The organism is Undibacterium sp. Tian12W, from assembly GCF_049339405.1.
GTDB lineage: Bacteria > Pseudomonadota > Gammaproteobacteria > Burkholderiales > Burkholderiaceae_D > Undibacterium.
In genome coordinates, this window is record NZ_JBMPPK010000021.1 from 75,706 (window position 1) to 92,280 (window position 16,575).

At 50.2% G+C, this 16,575-nt stretch carries 17 protein-coding genes and 1 riboswitch; of the genes, 10 read left to right on the forward strand and 7 right to left on the reverse strand.

The features are described from left to right. Window positions 1-57: 57 nt before the first annotated feature. Window positions 58-295, reverse strand: a riboswitch (cobalamin riboswitch). A 100-nt stretch (window positions 296-395) separates the two neighbouring features. From ACO0LI_RS24065 to ACO0LI_RS24080, 4 genes are all read left to right on the forward strand, one after another. Beyond that, the gene (locus tag ACO0LI_RS24065) at window positions 396-1,190 is read left to right on the forward strand and encodes a hypothetical protein (RefSeq protein ID WP_423035833.1); all 795 of its coding nucleotides are present in this window, start codon (window positions 396-398) and stop codon (window positions 1,188-1,190) included. A 46-nt stretch (window positions 1,191-1,236) separates the two neighbouring features. Next, a complete protein-coding gene (locus tag ACO0LI_RS24070) occupies window positions 1,237-1,719 on the forward strand; it encodes a hypothetical protein (protein ID WP_423035835.1) in 483 nt (160 codons plus the stop codon). 62 nt (window positions 1,720-1,781) lie between these two features. After that, window positions 1,782-2,090, forward strand: a complete 309-nt coding sequence (locus tag ACO0LI_RS24075; RefSeq protein ID WP_423035837.1) for a putative quinol monooxygenase — start codon at window positions 1,782-1,784, stop codon at window positions 2,088-2,090. A gap of 138 nt (window positions 2,091-2,228) precedes the next feature. Beyond that, on the forward strand, window positions 2,229-3,005 hold the full coding sequence (locus tag ACO0LI_RS24080; protein WP_423035839.1) for a hypothetical protein: 777 nt from the start codon (window positions 2,229-2,231) through the stop codon (window positions 3,003-3,005). 144 nt (window positions 3,006-3,149) lie between these two features. Here ACO0LI_RS24080 and ACO0LI_RS24085 read toward each other — a convergent pair whose 3' ends face one another. Next, on the reverse strand, window positions 3,150-4,856 hold the full coding sequence (locus ACO0LI_RS24085; protein ID WP_423035841.1) for a serine hydrolase domain-containing protein: 1,707 nt from the start codon (window positions 4,854-4,856) through the stop codon (window positions 3,150-3,152). 427 nt (window positions 4,857-5,283) lie between these two features. Between ACO0LI_RS24085 and ACO0LI_RS24090 the strand changes: the two genes are divergently transcribed. The 4 genes from ACO0LI_RS24090 (at window position 5,284) to ACO0LI_RS24105 (ending at window position 7,903) form a co-directional block, all read left to right on the forward strand. Next, window positions 5,284-5,553: a helix-turn-helix domain-containing protein gene (locus ACO0LI_RS24090; protein ID WP_423035843.1), complete on the forward strand. Its 270-nt coding sequence runs from the start codon at window positions 5,284-5,286 to the stop codon at window positions 5,551-5,553. Window positions 5,554-5,555: 2 nt separating this feature from the next. After that, entirely contained in the window at window positions 5,556-6,890 is a 1,335-nt protein-coding gene (locus tag ACO0LI_RS24095; protein WP_423035845.1) for a type II toxin-antitoxin system HipA family toxin, read from the forward strand. A gap of 19 nt (window positions 6,891-6,909) precedes the next feature. Next, window positions 6,910-7,269, forward strand: coding sequence for a DUF6086 family protein (locus tag ACO0LI_RS24100; protein WP_422953830.1), 360 nt, complete (start codon window positions 6,910-6,912; stop codon window positions 7,267-7,269). A 127-nt stretch (window positions 7,270-7,396) separates the two neighbouring features. Beyond that, window positions 7,397-7,903 (forward strand): hypothetical protein, encoded by a 507-nt coding sequence (locus ACO0LI_RS24105; protein WP_423035847.1) that lies wholly within the window; start codon window positions 7,397-7,399, stop codon window positions 7,901-7,903. Between the two features lie 341 nt (window positions 7,904-8,244). On the opposite strand, the gene metE is transcribed toward ACO0LI_RS24105, so the two are convergent. Next, the gene (metE, locus tag ACO0LI_RS24110) at window positions 8,245-10,545 is read right to left on the reverse strand and encodes a 5-methyltetrahydropteroyltriglutamate--homocysteine S-methyltransferase (RefSeq protein WP_423035849.1); all 2,301 of its coding nucleotides are present in this window, start codon (window positions 10,543-10,545) and stop codon (window positions 8,245-8,247) included. A gap of 303 nt (window positions 10,546-10,848) precedes the next feature. On the opposite strand from metE, the gene ACO0LI_RS24115 reads away from it, so the two are divergent. Together ACO0LI_RS24115 and ACO0LI_RS24120 are read left to right on the forward strand one after the other, a co-directional pair. Next, window positions 10,849-11,772 (forward strand): LysR family transcriptional regulator, encoded by a 924-nt coding sequence (locus tag ACO0LI_RS24115; protein ID WP_174244994.1) that lies wholly within the window; start codon window positions 10,849-10,851, stop codon window positions 11,770-11,772. A gap of 272 nt (window positions 11,773-12,044) precedes the next feature. Then, window positions 12,045-12,656 carry a hypothetical protein gene (locus ACO0LI_RS24120; RefSeq protein ID WP_422977834.1) on the forward strand — a complete coding sequence of 204 codons (612 nt, stop codon included), beginning with the start codon at window positions 12,045-12,047 and terminating at the stop codon, window positions 12,654-12,656. A gap of 160 nt (window positions 12,657-12,816) precedes the next feature. On the opposite strand, the gene ACO0LI_RS24125 is transcribed toward ACO0LI_RS24120, so the two are convergent. The 5 genes from ACO0LI_RS24125 to ACO0LI_RS24145 all read right to left on the reverse strand — a co-directional run bounded on the left by ACO0LI_RS24125 (window position 12,817) and on the right by ACO0LI_RS24145 (window position 16,564). Beyond that, window positions 12,817-14,040 (reverse strand): DUF2325 domain-containing protein, encoded by a 1,224-nt coding sequence (locus ACO0LI_RS24125; protein WP_423035851.1) that lies wholly within the window; start codon window positions 14,038-14,040, stop codon window positions 12,817-12,819. Window positions 14,041-14,176: 136 nt separating this feature from the next. Beyond that, window positions 14,177-14,449, reverse strand: coding sequence for a hypothetical protein (locus ACO0LI_RS24130; protein WP_423035853.1), 273 nt, complete (start codon window positions 14,447-14,449; stop codon window positions 14,177-14,179). Between the two features lie 43 nt (window positions 14,450-14,492). Further along, on the reverse strand, window positions 14,493-15,335 hold the full coding sequence (locus ACO0LI_RS24135) for a ChaN family lipoprotein (RefSeq protein ID WP_423035855.1): 843 nt from the start codon (window positions 15,333-15,335) through the stop codon (window positions 14,493-14,495). Further along, a complete protein-coding gene (locus ACO0LI_RS24140) occupies window positions 15,328-15,720 on the reverse strand; it encodes a VOC family protein (protein WP_423035857.1) in 393 nt (130 codons plus the stop codon). The genes ACO0LI_RS24135 and ACO0LI_RS24140 overlap by 8 nt, the downstream gene beginning before the upstream one ends. 28 nt (window positions 15,721-15,748) lie before the next feature. Next, on the reverse strand, window positions 15,749-16,564 hold the full coding sequence (locus ACO0LI_RS24145; protein WP_423035859.1) for an ATP-binding cassette domain-containing protein: 816 nt from the start codon (window positions 16,562-16,564) through the stop codon (window positions 15,749-15,751). Window positions 16,565-16,575 lie beyond the last annotated feature (11 nt).

Sequence of the window (16,575 nt, forward strand, 5' to 3'; positions counted from 1 at the left end):
ATCCGCCCGCCATCAGGCGTGCCATGCCATATCCCAAACACCGCCTTCCGCAATGTTTTTCTCAGCGATCAACAGGCCGGTATCCGGGCTTGCAAGTCTTGTTACATCGCCTTCCCAGTCATGCATGACCAGTGGCGTGGATGATGTAACCGCACTTGCTTACCGTTGCGGAGGCAGCAGGGGCTTGGGTCTTGATACCTACCGTCACTTGCTAGTGACAGCGACCAGGACGACCACTTTCCCGTTTAACACAGCCCAAGAGATTGGGGTGTGCACCTGTTATTTTTAGAATAGCACAAGAATTGACGTTAACGTAAACGTTAATTGGTGAAAAAAATTCAAGATGAAGTTAAAATTGGTTTTGTTATTTTGATATTGATCACATGGAGAGCTGAATGCGGTTACTTTTTGCTTGTGTCTTGTTGTCATGGGCCCTGGTGTCTGAAGCTTGGGAGGCTTCAGGTAAAACGGGGCCTGGAAATGCTTCAGAAAATGAGCTCATCTTTGTTGGGCAAATAAATGGAAAGTCCGTTGATGATTTTCTTGAGAAGAATAAAGATACTCAGGCGAAAAGCATGATCATTTTTTCGACTGGTGGAGAAATTTTTTCTGCTTTGAAACTGGGGCACTGGGTTCGTGAGCATGGCCTGGATTTAAGAGTCCGGACCCTGTGCATGTCTGCATGTGCAAACTATGTCTTTCCCGCTGCAAACAGAAAAATCATAGAGCGCGGAGCACTGGTAATCTGGCATGGAGGCATAGAGCAAAAAGATGTTCGCGAAGGAATCGCTTATTACGATGCTCTGCTTGCCAAGACCAAGACTGGTGACAATGCCTTGACTTCAAGTGAAAAGGAATTCTTAACCAATAATCAAATCAAATATGAAAGCGCAAAAAAAATCAGGCTTATGCAAGCTGAATTATTTTCTCAATTAGGAATAGATGAATATATAACCCGGCTAGGCCAGGAACCGATTTGGTATAAAGTCGATGGCTGGACTGCGACGATAGAGTTGATGAATAAAATGGGTATAAAGAATGTAGAAGCGAACCTCGACTATGCATCAGCAAATTATTTGAAGAGAAATCTGATTGCAAACATACAGTCTGGTGGCGAGCCTATTGTATTTGGTCTGGATAGTGCAGGAAAAATTGTCACCTTGAACCAGATTCCTCCTGAACCTCAATAAGGCTTTTACTTCCAGCCAGCTTGGTGCGCTTAAACGAGAATTTTTAATGAGACTGAAGAATACAGCAACTCTCCTGACTTTGGCGGCCAGTGATGATCATGAAAAAATCATTGCTGAGCTTGCTCTGATACTGAAGTTGCTCTCGTTGGCACACAAGAAAATAGCACAAACAAATCTGCTCTTGCACTACTTTGAAAGAGCAAAAGAAGAGGGTGGGGAAATCGTCATCGTTAGTAAAAAAATAGTTGAAATTGATGGGCAAGACAACTCATTTGATATCTGCGCCAGAAAAATTGTTGCGGAGTCTCTGCCAAATCCTCAGCGAATCGTGCGCCAGTTGAGATTATGTGCTGTGCAGGTCGTTGATCTCGAAAACCCTGATGTTGCAATAGGCATTGATGATGGAGAGTTGACTGTCAGCTACTGGCGATGGCTGGATGAAGTTAACTATACTGAAGCGCAATTTGCAGCTCATGTATTGGCACTGAAAAATGAATTTAGAAAATATGTGATCCTTGCTGAGGTTTAGCACAACAGTTTTAGCGAGTACCTTATATAAACAATTAATGCAAACACAGGACTGAAAGCTCTATGAACACTTTTGCCGTTATCATTAAACACAAAACCCAGCCAAGAAAACGCGACGAAGTGCGCGCTGTCTGGGAAAAACATATGGCCCCGGCTGTTGCAGCTAATCCTGGCCACCTGGCCTATTTCTATTGCTTTGACAATGCTGATCCGGACGTGATCTGTGCGTTTCAGCAATACAGCAGCGCAGAAGCCTCACAGGCATTTTTGCAGACAGCCAGTTATGCTGCTTATCTGGTCGATGTCGAACCTTTGTTATCTGGCCCGCCGCAGGTGACGGCGTTGACGCCGATGTGGGTGAAGAATTCCTGATTTTGACGATCGTATTAACATAGCTAGAACTCATAATTTTAATCTGTACTTTAAGATGAAATATCGCCTTCCTGCAGGAGATATATATTGAGACACCAAACAGACTTACCTCAAAAAATTAATTTGAATTCCAATTGCATGAAGACATATAAACAGACCGTGGTTGCGCTGATAATGGCCGCATTATCAATTAGTGCAATGGCTGATGAATCCAAACCTGAAAAAAGCAGGACGCCTGCAAAATTCTATTTTATAGATAATGTTGGTCTTTATTTTGGTGTTATTGATGAAACGGTCAATGACTTTATTTCTGCTGCGGCGGATAAAAAAATAGAGCGCCTATACATTAATTCCCAGGGAGGTGATGCACACTTCGGCATCATCTTTGGACATTGGGTATACGACAATCAGATTGAGGTCGAAGTGCCTAGTTTGTGCATGTCTTCATGCGCAAACTATGTATTTACCGCAGCAAAAACAAAAATAATCAGGCCTTCCGCATTGGTTATCTGGCATGGTAGTGCGGAGCAATGGACTATCAGGGAAATGAATAAAAAGTATGAGGACTATTTGGCGCTTTCTTTAGCTGGGAAAGCGTCCGCGGAGCAAATAGCGTATTTGGGTAGTGATAAATTACGATATGAGGGTTCCAATCTATTATTGTCTGAACAGCGGCAGTTTTTTAAGAAAATAAATGTGAATGAGTATATAACCAGGCTAGGGCATGAACCTGTCTTTTACAAACGGGTATGGGTTGCAACAGTCGGTGTAATGAATAAAATGAATATCCAGAATATTTCTGCACCAGCAGGATATGGGAATATTGATTACTTGCAAAAACATCACCCTGATCGAATGGAACTCTTGGTGTCGTTTGGCCTGGACACTCAGGGAGAAATAAAAAAACTGGATTAGCTGAAACTGAATGTCTTTTATGAGTTTAAAGCGATGTCAGACAGTTACTGAAGACACCGCTTTAACTTTAATAACAATTCCGATACTCTTTATCATCCGTCGCGACAATCGTCCTCAACAATCTTGCGCAGTTTCAGTGCAAACCTATTTCTCGCTGACGCGCTGCATTTTTATTTCTTGCCCACCCTGGCGCAAAACAACATTTTCTGCGAGCGGCCCTTGTGCATCAAATTCCAGGTTTGCATCAACCACGGTGAGCTTGAATTTATTGACATCGGTAGCCACAATCTCGGCACTGGGTTGGCCTTTGGCCTGGACTTCCAGCCCGCCCTTGGCGGTGCGCCTGATGTCGACACTGAACGCTGGGCTGGTGTATGAACCGACGAGTCGTGCGAGCTGTGTTTCATTTAGTGTGGGGGCAGCTGTTTCTGCTGGTAGGTCACCCTGGCGTGCCCAGAGTTCACTTGCCGAGCTGCCTTGCGGGTAAAAGTTGAGAGCGGTGACTTTTCTTTGCCCGTCACGTACCAATTCCATCCAGTTGAGTGGATCTATGTCAAAGCCGAGTCGCTCTTGTGTCGCTGTGATGAGTGCCAAGTCTTTCCCGCCCTGGCGTCGGGAGTAGAGTTTGCCATCCTGGAATTTGATGGTGCGCGTCACGCCATCTTTGGTGTAGATGCCTTGCGCATTTTTCATGTTCTCTTCGGTCCATTTTTCACGCGTGAGGACAACAAAGGGGTCGCCGATGACCTGCGCGGCCAATTGCATCAGATAAGGGCCGGGTGGACCCTCGAGGTTATTCAGTTGCACGACCGTGGTGCCGCTTTCTGGTATGTACGTCAGACCAGAAACGAAGCCATTAATGCCGCCATTATGCCAAAAGGCAGAATGACCGCGCACCTGATTACTAACTATGCCGAAACCATAGCGGCCTTTTATCGCTGTACCTTGTGGCGTTGTCATTTGCTGATACGATGCTGCCGACAACAGGCGTCCGCCATGCAGGGCTTCGTTCCAGCGCCACAAGTCATTGACCGTGGAAATCAGTGCACCTGCACCTTGTGGTACGGTCATGCTGATAGGACTGGCAGGAGCATAGCCGCCCTGGGCATTTTTCTGGTAGCCACGCACCAGGCCAGGCCAGACTTGTTCCGGGTTTTCCCAGCCAGTATCCTTGAGATTGAGTGGTTTGAAGATTAATTCATCCAGGGCGAGATTCCAGCTTTTACCAGTGATTTTTTCGATCACGGAACTCAACAGGATATAACCAGAATTGGAGTATTTCCATGAAGTGCCTGGGGCAAAGTCTGCTGGTAAGGCGCTGATCGATTTGACCAGGTCTTTGCTGTTGGTGTCTATCCTTTGCGTCGTCTCTCCAAATTTTGGGGTGCTGGTGAGTTCGCCTACGCCAGCGGTGTGATTGAGTAACTGCAGCAAGGTGATTTTGCTGCCATCAGGAAAATCACTCAGGTACTTGGATAAGGGGTCGTCCAGCCTGGCTTTGCCTTGATCTACCAATTTTAATAGTGCAACGGCGGTGAACTGCTTGGTGATGGAGCCTATCCGGAATTTTTGCTCAGGCTTCAATGCCAGGCCTAATTCGATGTCAGCCATGCCGCGTGCCGAAGTACAAATGAGCTCACCTTTGCGCGCGGCAAGTATCACGGTGCCTGGTCCAGTATCAGACACCCCTTGCAGGATGGCATCACATTGCCCTGCAAGCGACTTTACGGCAGGCAGGGCCGCCGCCCTTGCATAGACACTGGAGCTGGCAAAAGAAAAGGCAATCAGGCCAAGCAATGCGATGGATTTTGTAGTTGCACGGGATGGTACTGGCTGACGGTATGCGCGCATGATGGATGTCCGTGGCGGGGTTGATGGATAAACTACAGCATACTGAATTGCCAAGGTAATTCGCGCGGCTAAGCGACAGAACGCGGCATTGCAGTCATGGAATGCAATATATGCATGCTCAATTGATCATGGTGCGAGGAGGCGCATAGATAGGGACTGAGTCTGCTGTCATGGTCACTCTCTGCAATGAGTTGCTTGCACGGCCTGTTCAGTGTTGCAATGGTGATGAGGGAGGTATCGATAGAGTTGATTCGTCGGCAAAGATATAGCTGGGTGTTATTTATAGTTTATTAGTGATAAATATAAAATATCATCTTAAAGTGATATATTGATTTTATTACTTTTGAGTGATAAATTGAATAATGTCCAAAGGTGCTCATTGCTTCTTATTCGGACATGTAAAAGCAATTGCAGAGATAGGGGAATCATGGATTACAGAATCAGTCTGGCAGCACAGCTTAGTAGTCATCTCAAGTCTTTGCGCAGTCAACAGGGCTTGTCACAGGCTGCTCTCGGAAAAATGCTGGGCGTGGGGCAAGTCAGGATCGCCAATATAGAAAATAATCCGGGGGCAGTAAGCGTGGATCAAATGCTGAGCATCTTGCATTTGCTTGGCTGCGGTTTGTCTATCTACCAGCGTCAGGATGATGAAACTGCTGCAGGCAAACCCGATAACGACACCACGCCGGATTGGTAATCATGAGCAAGTCTCGTATTCATCAATCACTCAATGTCTGGATGAACGGCTTGCTGGTTGGCGTGTGGAGTTGGGATCGCACTGACACACATCAATTTGAGTATGCAGAAGGCTGGATTAAATCGGCGGCGGCTCGTCCCCTGTCACTCTCTTTACCTATTACCGCAGGCAAGAGCATCTTGCGTGGCAAGACTGTAAAAAACTTCTTTGACAATCTCTTACCTGACAATAAAAAGATCAGGCAGCGCATAAGTCATCGCTATCAACTTGTGTCCACAAATGTGCCTGACTTGCTGGGAGCACTGGGTCGTGATTGCATAGGTGCCATACAAATTTTACCGTTGAATATAAAACCTGAGGGCTTCGATAAGGTTACCGCGACCAGGCTGACAGATAGTGAAGTCGAAAAATTATTGTTGAATGTGACCAGCGATGAAGACGACACCGATTTCATCGACGACTTCCGTATTTCGCTGGCGGGGGCGCAAGAGAAAACTGCTTTGCTCTGGTATCAGAACCAATGGCATGTACCACACGGTATGACACCGACGACACATATCCTTAAATTACCTTTGGGCTTGATTGGTGGCATGCGTGTCGATATGTCTGGGTCCATAGAAAACGAATGGCTGTGCATGCGTATCATGGCAGCGCTGGGATTTGAAGTAGCCAAGGCCGAGATTGCGCAATTTGGCACGCAAAAAGTTTTGGTGGTTGAGCGTTTTGACAGAAAGTGGATGGGGCACTGGATAGCCAGGTTGCCACAAGAAGATTTCTGCCAAGCCAGCGGCGTTGCGCCAGACAATAAATATGAAGCTGACGGCGGGCCTGGCATGGCGCAGTGTCTGCACATATTGGAGGGCAGTGTCAGCGCAGCCAAAGATAAACTGAATTTTGCATTGGTGAACCTGGCATTCTGGTTGCTGGCAGCAACTGATGGTCATGCTAAGAATTTCTCAATTTCTTTGCTTGCTGGTGGCGATTACCGCATGACACCCATGTACGATATTTTGTCAGCATGGCCAGTGATAGGGCGTGGTGCAAATCAATTGCAGGAAAAGAAAATCAAGATGGCCATGGCTTTGAGATCAAAGAATGCGCACTTCAAAATGAGTGAGATGCATGTACGGCATTGGCAGGGACTGGCCGCGCAGACTGGTGTTGTGGATGGTTTTGCGCAGATGCAACGACTGGTTCAACATGTACCAGATGCCTTGGCGCAGGTTGAGCACGAATTGCCAGTACATTTTCCTGAGCAGATATGGAGCAGTATCAGGGATGGGATGCTCAGGCAGCAGCAACGTTTTTTGTCTGAAATGGAAGACAAGTCTTCATGAGTAACCTGAGGTAAATGAAATGGGATACTGGATAGGTATTGGCGACAAATCAATTTGGCAGCCAAGTTTGACGATAGGAAAACTGTTTATTGCCCAAATCAGGGTAATGGAAAATGTACTGAAACTGGAGAGCGGATTTGTAGAACAAGCCTCGGACATGTTCGATATACACGAAGATCAATTGAATGTATTTATCGCGAAATTATGTGAATTTCAAACTGAGAGTCGCCATGTTGTTCTTAAAAGTCAGCTTTTGCCGACGCTAGCGATCATGATTGAGTTATTCAAGAGAGTAAATTCCGGCAACTTTGAAAAGCTTTTAGTTTCAGAGGAATTACTGGCAATTTCTGCCGAGGTGAGCAAGTCCATGCCAAGTTGAGCGTGCCATTTCACGATGGAGATTCGTGAGCAGCTTGATCTTGCTATCGGTTTTTATGAGGTTGTTTTTTATGAGGTTGTTTTTTATGAGGCTGTTTTTTATGAGGCTGTTTATCAGGTTATATAAGATGAAAAAAATATACAATCAAATCCACCGCCTAATGGTTGTCTGCCTGTTTTCTGGAACTAGTCTTTTTGCCACTGCCACTGCCACTGCCACTGCCACTGCCACTGAAGCCGATGTCGAAAATCGCTTTCAAAGCCTGTCTCTCATTAATCTGATCGCGACACCTGAACGTTACGATGGAAAACTTGTCTTGGTGACTGGCTATGTGACTGTTGGCAGGGAAAATATGTCCATATGTTTGACAAAGGTCAGGAATTCCAGCAAGGATTGCCTTTGGCTGAATGTCGATTCCGGGCCTTATAAAACGGAGGATGACAGGAAGCGAATCGATAAAAAATATAAGGTACTCTATAAATTTAACGGCAAGGTGGCAACCATAGAGGCATTTTTTGACCAGAGCGATACGGGCCATTTTGGTATGTGGTCAGGTGCTTTGAAAGATTTTGTCCGCATCTATGATCATAAAAATAGCTATTACACGTTTGAAGATAAGGCTGCGAAGGAGTAGGTGGCGGAGTTGTTGGTAGCTACACTGCGACGGCGCTGACCAGTGAAATAGGTATAAAAATACTAGCTGCTTCTTGAATTTCTTCGTAACTGGCTTTTCTGAAGTTGAATGGATATTATTCACTCGTCGGATGGCGATTGCACCGCTTGCAGGAGTGGCTTTAGCCGCGCAGATTAGGGCAATTGCGGGCTTGTGAGATTTTGAAGCTACGGTAAAACTTTTTTCGCGGCTGAAGCCTCTCCTACATGATGGTGGGCTCTGCGCTTTAATGCAGGTGGGCGCATCTCATCAAAAGCTGAGATGCGCCCGGGCTTTACTTCTGACTGCCTGGTCTGTCTTTATCAGCAACAGTCCTGATGCTCTTCATCATCCGCCGCCACGGTCGCTCTCAACAACTTGGCTGCCTGCACCATGTTTTCCAGCGCAGCTATGGTCTCTGGCCAGTCGCGGGTTTTGAGGCCGCAGTCGGGGTTGACCCAGAGTCGGGCATCGGGGAGTACGCTGCGGGCTTTTTGCAGTAGCCTTTGCATTTCTGTGACCTTGGGTACGCGTGGTGAGTGGATGTCATACACGCCTGGGCCGATGTCATTCGGATAGGCGAATTCGCCAAAGCCGTCGAGCAATTCCATGTCGGAGCGTGAGGTTTCTATAGTGATGACGTCAGCATCCATGGCGGCTATCCATGGCAGGATGTCGTTGAATTCTGAATAGCACATGTGGGTATGGATTTGCGTATCATCCCTGACGACGGCAGAACTCAGTTTGAATGCACGCACTGCCCAGTCGAGGTAGGCGGACCAGTCTTGCTGTTTCAGCGGCAGGCCTTCGCGGAACGCGGGTTCGTCTATCTGTATCATGCCTATGCCAGCTTTTTCGAGGTCAGCAACTTCATCGCGCAAGGCCAGGGCGATTTGCAGGGCGGTGGTGGAGCGTGGCTGGTCGTCGCGCACGAAGGACCATTGCAGCATGGTGACGGGGCCGGTCAGCATGCCTTTCATGGTTTTAGAGGTCAGGCTTTGGGCGTATTCGCTCCAGCTGACTGTCATGGCTTCCGGGCGATAGACATCGCCATAGATGAAGGGGGGTTTGACGCAGCGTGAGCCATAGCTTTGTACCCAGCCGTTCAGGGTGAAGCCATAGCCCCAGAGTTGTTCGCCGAAATATTCAACCATGTCATTGCGCTCTGGTTCGCCATGCACCAGTACGTCGATGTCGAGCTTTTCTTGTTGCTCAACGACCAGGCGGATTTCTGCGCGCATGGCTTCGAGGTATTCGAGATGCGACAAGTCACCACGTTTATACGCTGCGCGGGCCTGGCGTATGGTCTTGGTTTGCGGGAAGGACCCTATGCTGGTGGTTGGGAACAGCGGCAGCGCAAAACGCTTTTGCTGTTCGCTGATGCGACCTGCAAAAGCATTATGGCGGGTGACATCCTGTTCTGTAACCGAGGCCAGGCGTTTTTGTACGATGGGGTTGTGGATGCGTACTGAGGTGCGGCGGCTGGTGACAGCCTGCTCTGCAGCCTTGAATTGCTGGGCGACGCTGGCAGCATTGCCATTCAGGGCTTGCTTGAGGGCGACGATTTCATCAAGTTTTTGGGTGGCAAAAGCCAGCCAGCTCAGGGTTTCTGCATCGAGCGCTGTCTCTGCTGCGAGATCCACCGGTACGTGCAGCAGAGAGCAACTTGCGGCCAGCCACAAGTTGTCGCCCAATTGGGCGTGGGCGGTTTGCAGGCTGGCCAGCAAGCCTGTCAGGTCTGCCCGCCAGATATTGCGGCCATCGATGACCCCGGCGGACAATACGCGGTCTTGCGGCCAGTTGGCCAGCAGGACAGACAGTTGCTGAGGAGCGCGTACCAGGTCCAGGTGAATGCCAGCGACAGGCAGGGCATGCAACAGGGCGGCGCGTTCCTGCACTGATTCAAAGTAAGTCGATAGCAGCAACTTGGGTGTGTTTTGTGCGAGGGCATTGTAGGCCAGCACAAAGGCATCCAGCCAGGCATTGTCGAGGTCCAGTGCCAGGATAGGTTCATCTATCTGCACCCATTCAACGCCTTGCTCTTGCAGGCGTGTCAGCAGGCGCTGGTAGGCGGGGATGATTTTGGGTAGCAAATCGAGTTTGATATCCAGGCCGCTTTTGATCTTGCCGAGGTAGAGCAGGGTCAGAGGGCCAACCAGGGTGGCTTTGGCTTTGTGGCCCAGGGACTGGGCCTGTGCCAGTTCTTCAAACAGCCAGTCTGTACCACCATCAAAGCTGGTGTCGGCTGTCCACTCTGGTACGAGATAATGGTAGTTGGTGTCAAACCATTTGGTCATTTCCATCGCAAAGTGCTGGGGGTTGCCACGGGCGGCGACGTAGTAGTCTGCCAGGCTCAGTTTTTTTGCATCAAAGCCAAAGCGCGTAGGCAGGGCGCCCAGCAGGGCCAGGGTGTTCAAAACCTGGTCATACCAGGCAAAGTCACCAACGCTGACAAAATCGAGGCCAGCCTGCTTTTGCAAAGCCCAGTGGCGGGCGCGCAAATCGGCGCCGGTTTCATGCAGGGTGGCTTCGGTGATATCGCCGCGCCAGAAGGATTCTTGTGCGAATTTCAATTCTCTTTGGGCGCCGATGCGGGGGAAGCCCAGGGTGTGTGCTGTTGTCATTTCATTTCTCCTATCGTGGGAGGACTTATGCAAAACCGCCCCAGCTGCGTTGCAGCTCCTAGCCGTACTAAAGTACTGTCTTCGTCGCTGCGGTGTAGTCGGGGTTTCAGACAATATATTGTCTGCCGACGAAACGGACATCCCTTGCAAGGGATGTTTCCTAAAGGCGTTAGCCTTGCTGGGACAATTTTGCAAAAGTCCTATGGGTGCTAGCATGATGGGTTAGAATTGACTATGATTCAAACGACATATTTTAAGAATCATCTTGAATTTTATTCATAATGGGGCCTGCAAGGCTCAGCGATCATGCAATCCATATTAGAGCTACGCCACCTGAAAACCCTGCATGCCCTGCGCGAGTCTGGTAATTTATTGCGTGCGGCGGTTCTGTTGAATGTCACGCAATCAGCGCTGTCGCACCAGATCAAGTTGCTGGAAGAACATCACGGCACACCCTTGTTTGAGCGCAAGACCACACCTATACGCTTCACGCCTGCGGGTGAGCGCCTGCTGCAGTTGGCAGACAGTGTCCTGCCGCAGGTGGCCAATTGCGAGCGCGACCTCGCACGCATGGCCCAGGGTGTGGCGGGGCAATTGCGTATCGCGGTTGAATGCCATACCTGCTTTGACTGGCTCATGCCCGCGATGGATTTATTCCGCCAGCGCTGGCCTGAGGTGGAGCTGGATATCGTGTCCGGCTTCCAGGCGGACCCGGTCGGGTTGCTGTACAGCCACAAGGCGGATGTGGCGATTGTGTCAGAAATGGATGCGGATGAGAGCGTGGCTTATCACCCCTTGTTCCGCTTCGAGATCATTGCCTTGATCGCCAAAGACCATGCACTGGCGACGCGGGATTATCTGGTGGCGCAGGATTTTGCGACGGATACCCTGATTACCTACCCCGTGCCGGATGAAATGCTGGACGTGGTACGCCAGGTCTTGAAGCCCGCCGGGATAGATACCACACGCCGCACGACAGAGCTAACAGTCGCCATGCTGCAACTGGTCGCCAGCAAGCGCGGCATTGCCACCCTGCCGGTGTGGGCCGCGCAAAATTATGTGAACCGCGATTATGTACTGCCCAAGCGCATTACTGCGGATGGTTTGACAGGCAGACTGTATGCAGCCTGCCTGCCGGATTTGTCTGCCAAGGCGTATCTCAGTGATTTTGTGACGACGATACGGGAGAGTAGTTATTTGAATTTGCAGAGTATAGAGTTGATTTGAGTGCATTGTTGATAGGCAGGTCTGGCTATTCGTAGGAGTGGCTTTAGCCGTGAGCACTTTGCTGCGCATACCGGGACAGATTTGTTTTGTGTGAGGTCACGGTCATTTTTACATTGCCGCTGGGGACACTCGTACACCATGGAGTTTTTGCTTCAGGCGCAGGGTATGGCGCTGGAATTAATAAGCTGGCATACTCCGCCCGGCTATATCGATAGCCAAAAAAACATGACTTTTCAATCAGTGCATTCATGCCTCTTTACTCTCTCATCTTAATGAACACGATCATTCGCAAATTTGTTTTATTTTTTTTCATTCTCGCACTTGGTGGGTGTGGGCACCTTCCTTATGTTTCCAAGAGCAGTCTGAAGCCATCTATACCAGGCCGTCCATCTATTGAGTTGGATAAAGACGTCAGTTTACAAACACGTCTGGGCTGGAATACTGGTTTGGCTGTTGGTGTAACAAAAGGGGTGTACGTGCCGGTCTTTGAGGCGGAAGGTGGCGTTTATTATCGTGGTCCTGACGATTGCGTGGTGCTGATCAATACGAAGGACAATAAGATTGTGGATACGCGTGATGGTGGATTTTGGTTGCCACGCGATCCTGCATCAAAGTCTTTATCAAAAATTTATTCTCATGAATTTTCGGGCAGCCGCTATCGTTCGCCTGCCAGTGGATCATCAGGTGACATTTCAACAGTTGCGACACAAATTGCCTTGAGCAATCCTAACGGTGCCTCGCCAGTTGCAGCAGGAGCCACTGGTGGTATTGTCGGTGGTGTTTTGGGCGCAATGATAGAAAACGCAAAAAAAGAAAAAGCGATGGTTCTTATGACGGATATCTTTCCGACTGAGCTTTTGAGAGGCGCCATTAAAAAGAACTGACCTGTGATCAATAAGGCGTTGAAAAATGCCAGAGGCTAGATGTTTTTTGTAGGAGCGGCTTTAGCCCCGAACACTTTGCTGCATGGGCAATGAGTATTGCTCGCATTGCCGCACTTGCTGTTCGCGGCTGAAGCCGCTCCTACAGGGTATTGCGTTGGTTTTATTGGCTGGTCATTTCTGTACTTGCTGCTTCATCTTCCGAGAATTTTTCCAGTCCGCGTGCCAGTGATGAGACGCTGGGGTTTTCTACGAAGACGCAGCGTTTGCCGGTACGTTTGCAGAAATCCTTGACGCGCCAGTAGGCGGTGTGGCTGATGCAGCCGGTCTGGCAGATGACGAGGTCGGCGGCGGCCAGGCTGGCGTCGAGCAGGCTCTGGTTGTCTTCGAGGCCGCCGTCATGGTGGGCGAAGCGGCCGCCTATGCGTTCTATGAGGTCGCGGTAGGTGGGCACATTGCCGCTGCGGCCACCTACGCACAGCACAGTTTTTTGCTTCAGGTGCAGGGTGATGGGGTAGACTTTTTCTTCTGGTTGTTGCCTGCTTTTTTCTGCTGCCTGCTCTTGTATGTCGGCGGCGGCTTTGCTGGCTTCTGCGAGTTTTTGTTTTAGCTCGCGTACCTGGTTTTCTGTTTCGGTTTGGCGCTCCGCCATCTGCTCGATTTTCTTGAGCAGGCGCTGGCGGGTTTCCAGTTCGGGGATTTCTGCTTTCAGCGCAGCGATGTCACAACTGAGGAAATGGATGCTGCTGTCCTTGCCTATGCTTTCTGCGCGTAGTTGTATCAATTGAGTATTTTGTTTTTCTATCTCGCGGGTTTTTTCTGCCAGTGCGCGATTATGTCTTTCCTGCACGCGGCCCAGTTCGCGGGTTAGCAGTTTGTTTTGTTCAACCAGGGCATTGAAGCGGGCGATGTCGATACGCACGCTGGCACCGGCCTGGTGTTGCAGCATGTGCATGTCGCGGCATAAGCCGTCTTGCAAATCGGCGTCGCAACGCGGGTGTGTCAGTGCGGCCCAGAACGCTCCGGCAACATCACCTTTGTCGATGGCGGCCAGCCACAGGCGGGTGACGGCTTCTACTGTTTTTGCCGCGCGGAATTCCTGTATGGTGCGGGCATAGCGCTGTTCCAGCTCTTGCTGTATGGCTTCTGAGAGGCGGTTGCGGCGGCCACATTCTGCAATCGCGCCGACATGGATTTCATAGTCTTCGGCAATGGCCTGGCCATTCATGGCTTTGTTGACGATGCGTCGCAAGGTTGTCAGTGGTATGCAGACACCGACGACGGGGCAATGGCATTCATGCGTCAAATCCCAGATGCGGCGACGGCGTGAACCTGCCGGTGTGGCTTCTGGTGTTAATGCAATACTATGTTTGTCATGTTCACACATACGGTACTCCTCTTGATGCTATTAGTGAGGACTTATGCAAAACAGCCCAAATGATATTGCAGACATTTCGTCGCGAACTGTGCGCGCTGATTAACGCTCATTGTCACTATGCTGCAAGGATTTTGCATAAATCGGGTTAGTGCATTTTTTTACCCGGTGCTATTTCAAAGCCGGTGACGTGAGGCGCTTCCGGGGTTTTGGGCAGGCGCGCATCATAGCTTTCTATGTTCAACTGCGCTTCTGCCAGCATATAGGCGAGGACACGGAAAGCCTCGACATCAAAGCGCAGGGACACATGATTCAAAGAGAGGTGGACTACCCCGCATTCAGGGCAGATCATGACTTCGCCGACTTTGCTTGAGGCCACACCGAGGTGCTGGCAAGCGTTGGCTGATGGCTGATGTTTCATGTGTTCCTCTGCGCTAGGCTTAAGTTGGGTTCTAGGTTGTGTTCTAATTTGTACTTTTAGGTGCTTGAATACTCAGGCATGGATCGGGGCGGGTATGTGTCTTGACGACATGGCTGACGTCGTAAATGCTCACGCTTCCTGATTTGCTGTCATCTGTTTCTACATAGCCATGGATTTGCAGGCTGCTTTGCTGGCTGGCAGGCAGCCATACCGGCACACCGAGGTCGCGCCTGACGTGGCCATTGCCAGCCAGCAGAACGACACCACGGTCGGCGTTTTCAGTGACGATCTTGGCCATCACGACATCACGCGCGACTTGTGCCCTGACCATGCTGGGGACGATATTGTCTGGCATCTTGCCGCAATGGCCGCTTTCCATGGCAGCGCGCTGACCATCGACTACCAGGGCAGGCAAGGGCTGGTCGAGCTTGTAACTGGTGATGGCATTCTTGTCGAGTACGGCGGCATAGCCTTCGCGCATGACGCGGGCAGCATCGCTACGGGACAGGTTGGCGGCCAGCAGCGGCAGTTTGTAATCGATGGCGAGCTGGATGACGGGGCGATAATGCGGCCATTCCCAGCGCTTGTTGCCGACCTTGCTGATGATGCAGTCTGCATCAGTGCAAGTTGCCTGTGCCTGGGTCAGTTCTGCCTGGTTTTCCCGGTCGAATTGTTCCATGGCGATGGCGGGACGCCAGCCTGCGACGACCATTTTTTGCAGGTCAGCATAGCGTTGGGCATGCCCATCTGGATTGTCATGGACTTCACCCAATAACAATATCTTGCTGCCGCTGACTGGCTTTTCAGCCAGGGTCGCGCATGCTGATAAGAGACTGGCTGTGGCCAGGGCAGCGGCTGCACTGGTGAATCGAGTTAATTTACGCATTGCTACATGTATCCGTCGTGTCAATTTCCTGGCCTATGAACCACAGGACGCCGCTAGGGTCTGTGAGTGTGAAGTCGCGCATGCCATAAGCCTGCTCAACGACCGGGGTCAGTCGTACTTTATATTTTTCTACAATGCCGGATGAGACGATGAACTGGTGCCAGATGCCGACATCATCGACCAGGATATGCATCATGAAATTATTGGTGTGATCAGCGACATAGAATTCTTGCAGCATGAAGCTGTGTTGCTCATATTTGAGATGGGCAATGCCATCTTCACTAAAGACGACCTCAAATCCCAGGTCTTGATAAAAGGCCAGGGAAGTTTCAAAATTTTTGGCAGGCACAAAGGCCTTGATTTCTTGCATCTTTGGTTTTTGCATGATCTCTCTCATTCGACAATATTGTTTGCTATGCGCTTTTCCTGGCGCGGGATGAAGCGCGCAAGGGGGTGACCAGCAAATCACCTTCTTCATTGTGCATGCAGGTCAGGGCGATATCGTATAAATCTTCCAACGCCGGTACTGCTTCGCGGTTGCTGGTGATATCAGCGACGAGCTTGCCGTTCTTGACTAACAGCAGACGTTCGAATGCCTGCATTGCATGGTTGATATCATGCAGGATGGCGACGATGGCATGCTGGCGTTCTGTCGCATATTCTTCGAGGCTGGCGAGCAGGTCAAATTGCAGGCCGGGGTCGAGTGCAGCCAGAGGTTCGTCGACGAGTATCAGGCCATCGCGCTGGTCCCACAGCTGGGCAAAGATGCGCGCCAGTTGTATGCGTGCCTGTTCGCCGCCAGAGAGGCTGTCAAAGCGACGGTCCAGCAAATGGGCTGCGTGCGCCATGGCCGCTGCTTGTCTGACGATGTTGGACAGTTCAGGATCATGGGCACGGCTGACGCGACCCAGGCTGATGACCAGATCAGTTTCCAGTCCAAAGGCGACGTCACTGTTTTGCGGCAGGACGGCGCGCAGGCGGCTGAGTTCCATCAAGGACCAGCTTGCCAGCGCGCGTGATTGGAAAGCGATGTCGCCGCTGCTGGTTTTCAATTCACGGGACAGCAGTTTTAGCAGCGTGGATTTGCCTGCACCACTGGGGCCAAGGATGGCGACTTTTTCTGCCTTGCCTATGCTGATGTTAAAGGGCCCGAAGTCTTTCTTGCCCAGCCTGGCGCAAACGGCGTCAAGCTGGAGCAAACCCTGTTGTGTGGTGGTTTTCATTAACATGATGCGTTTCT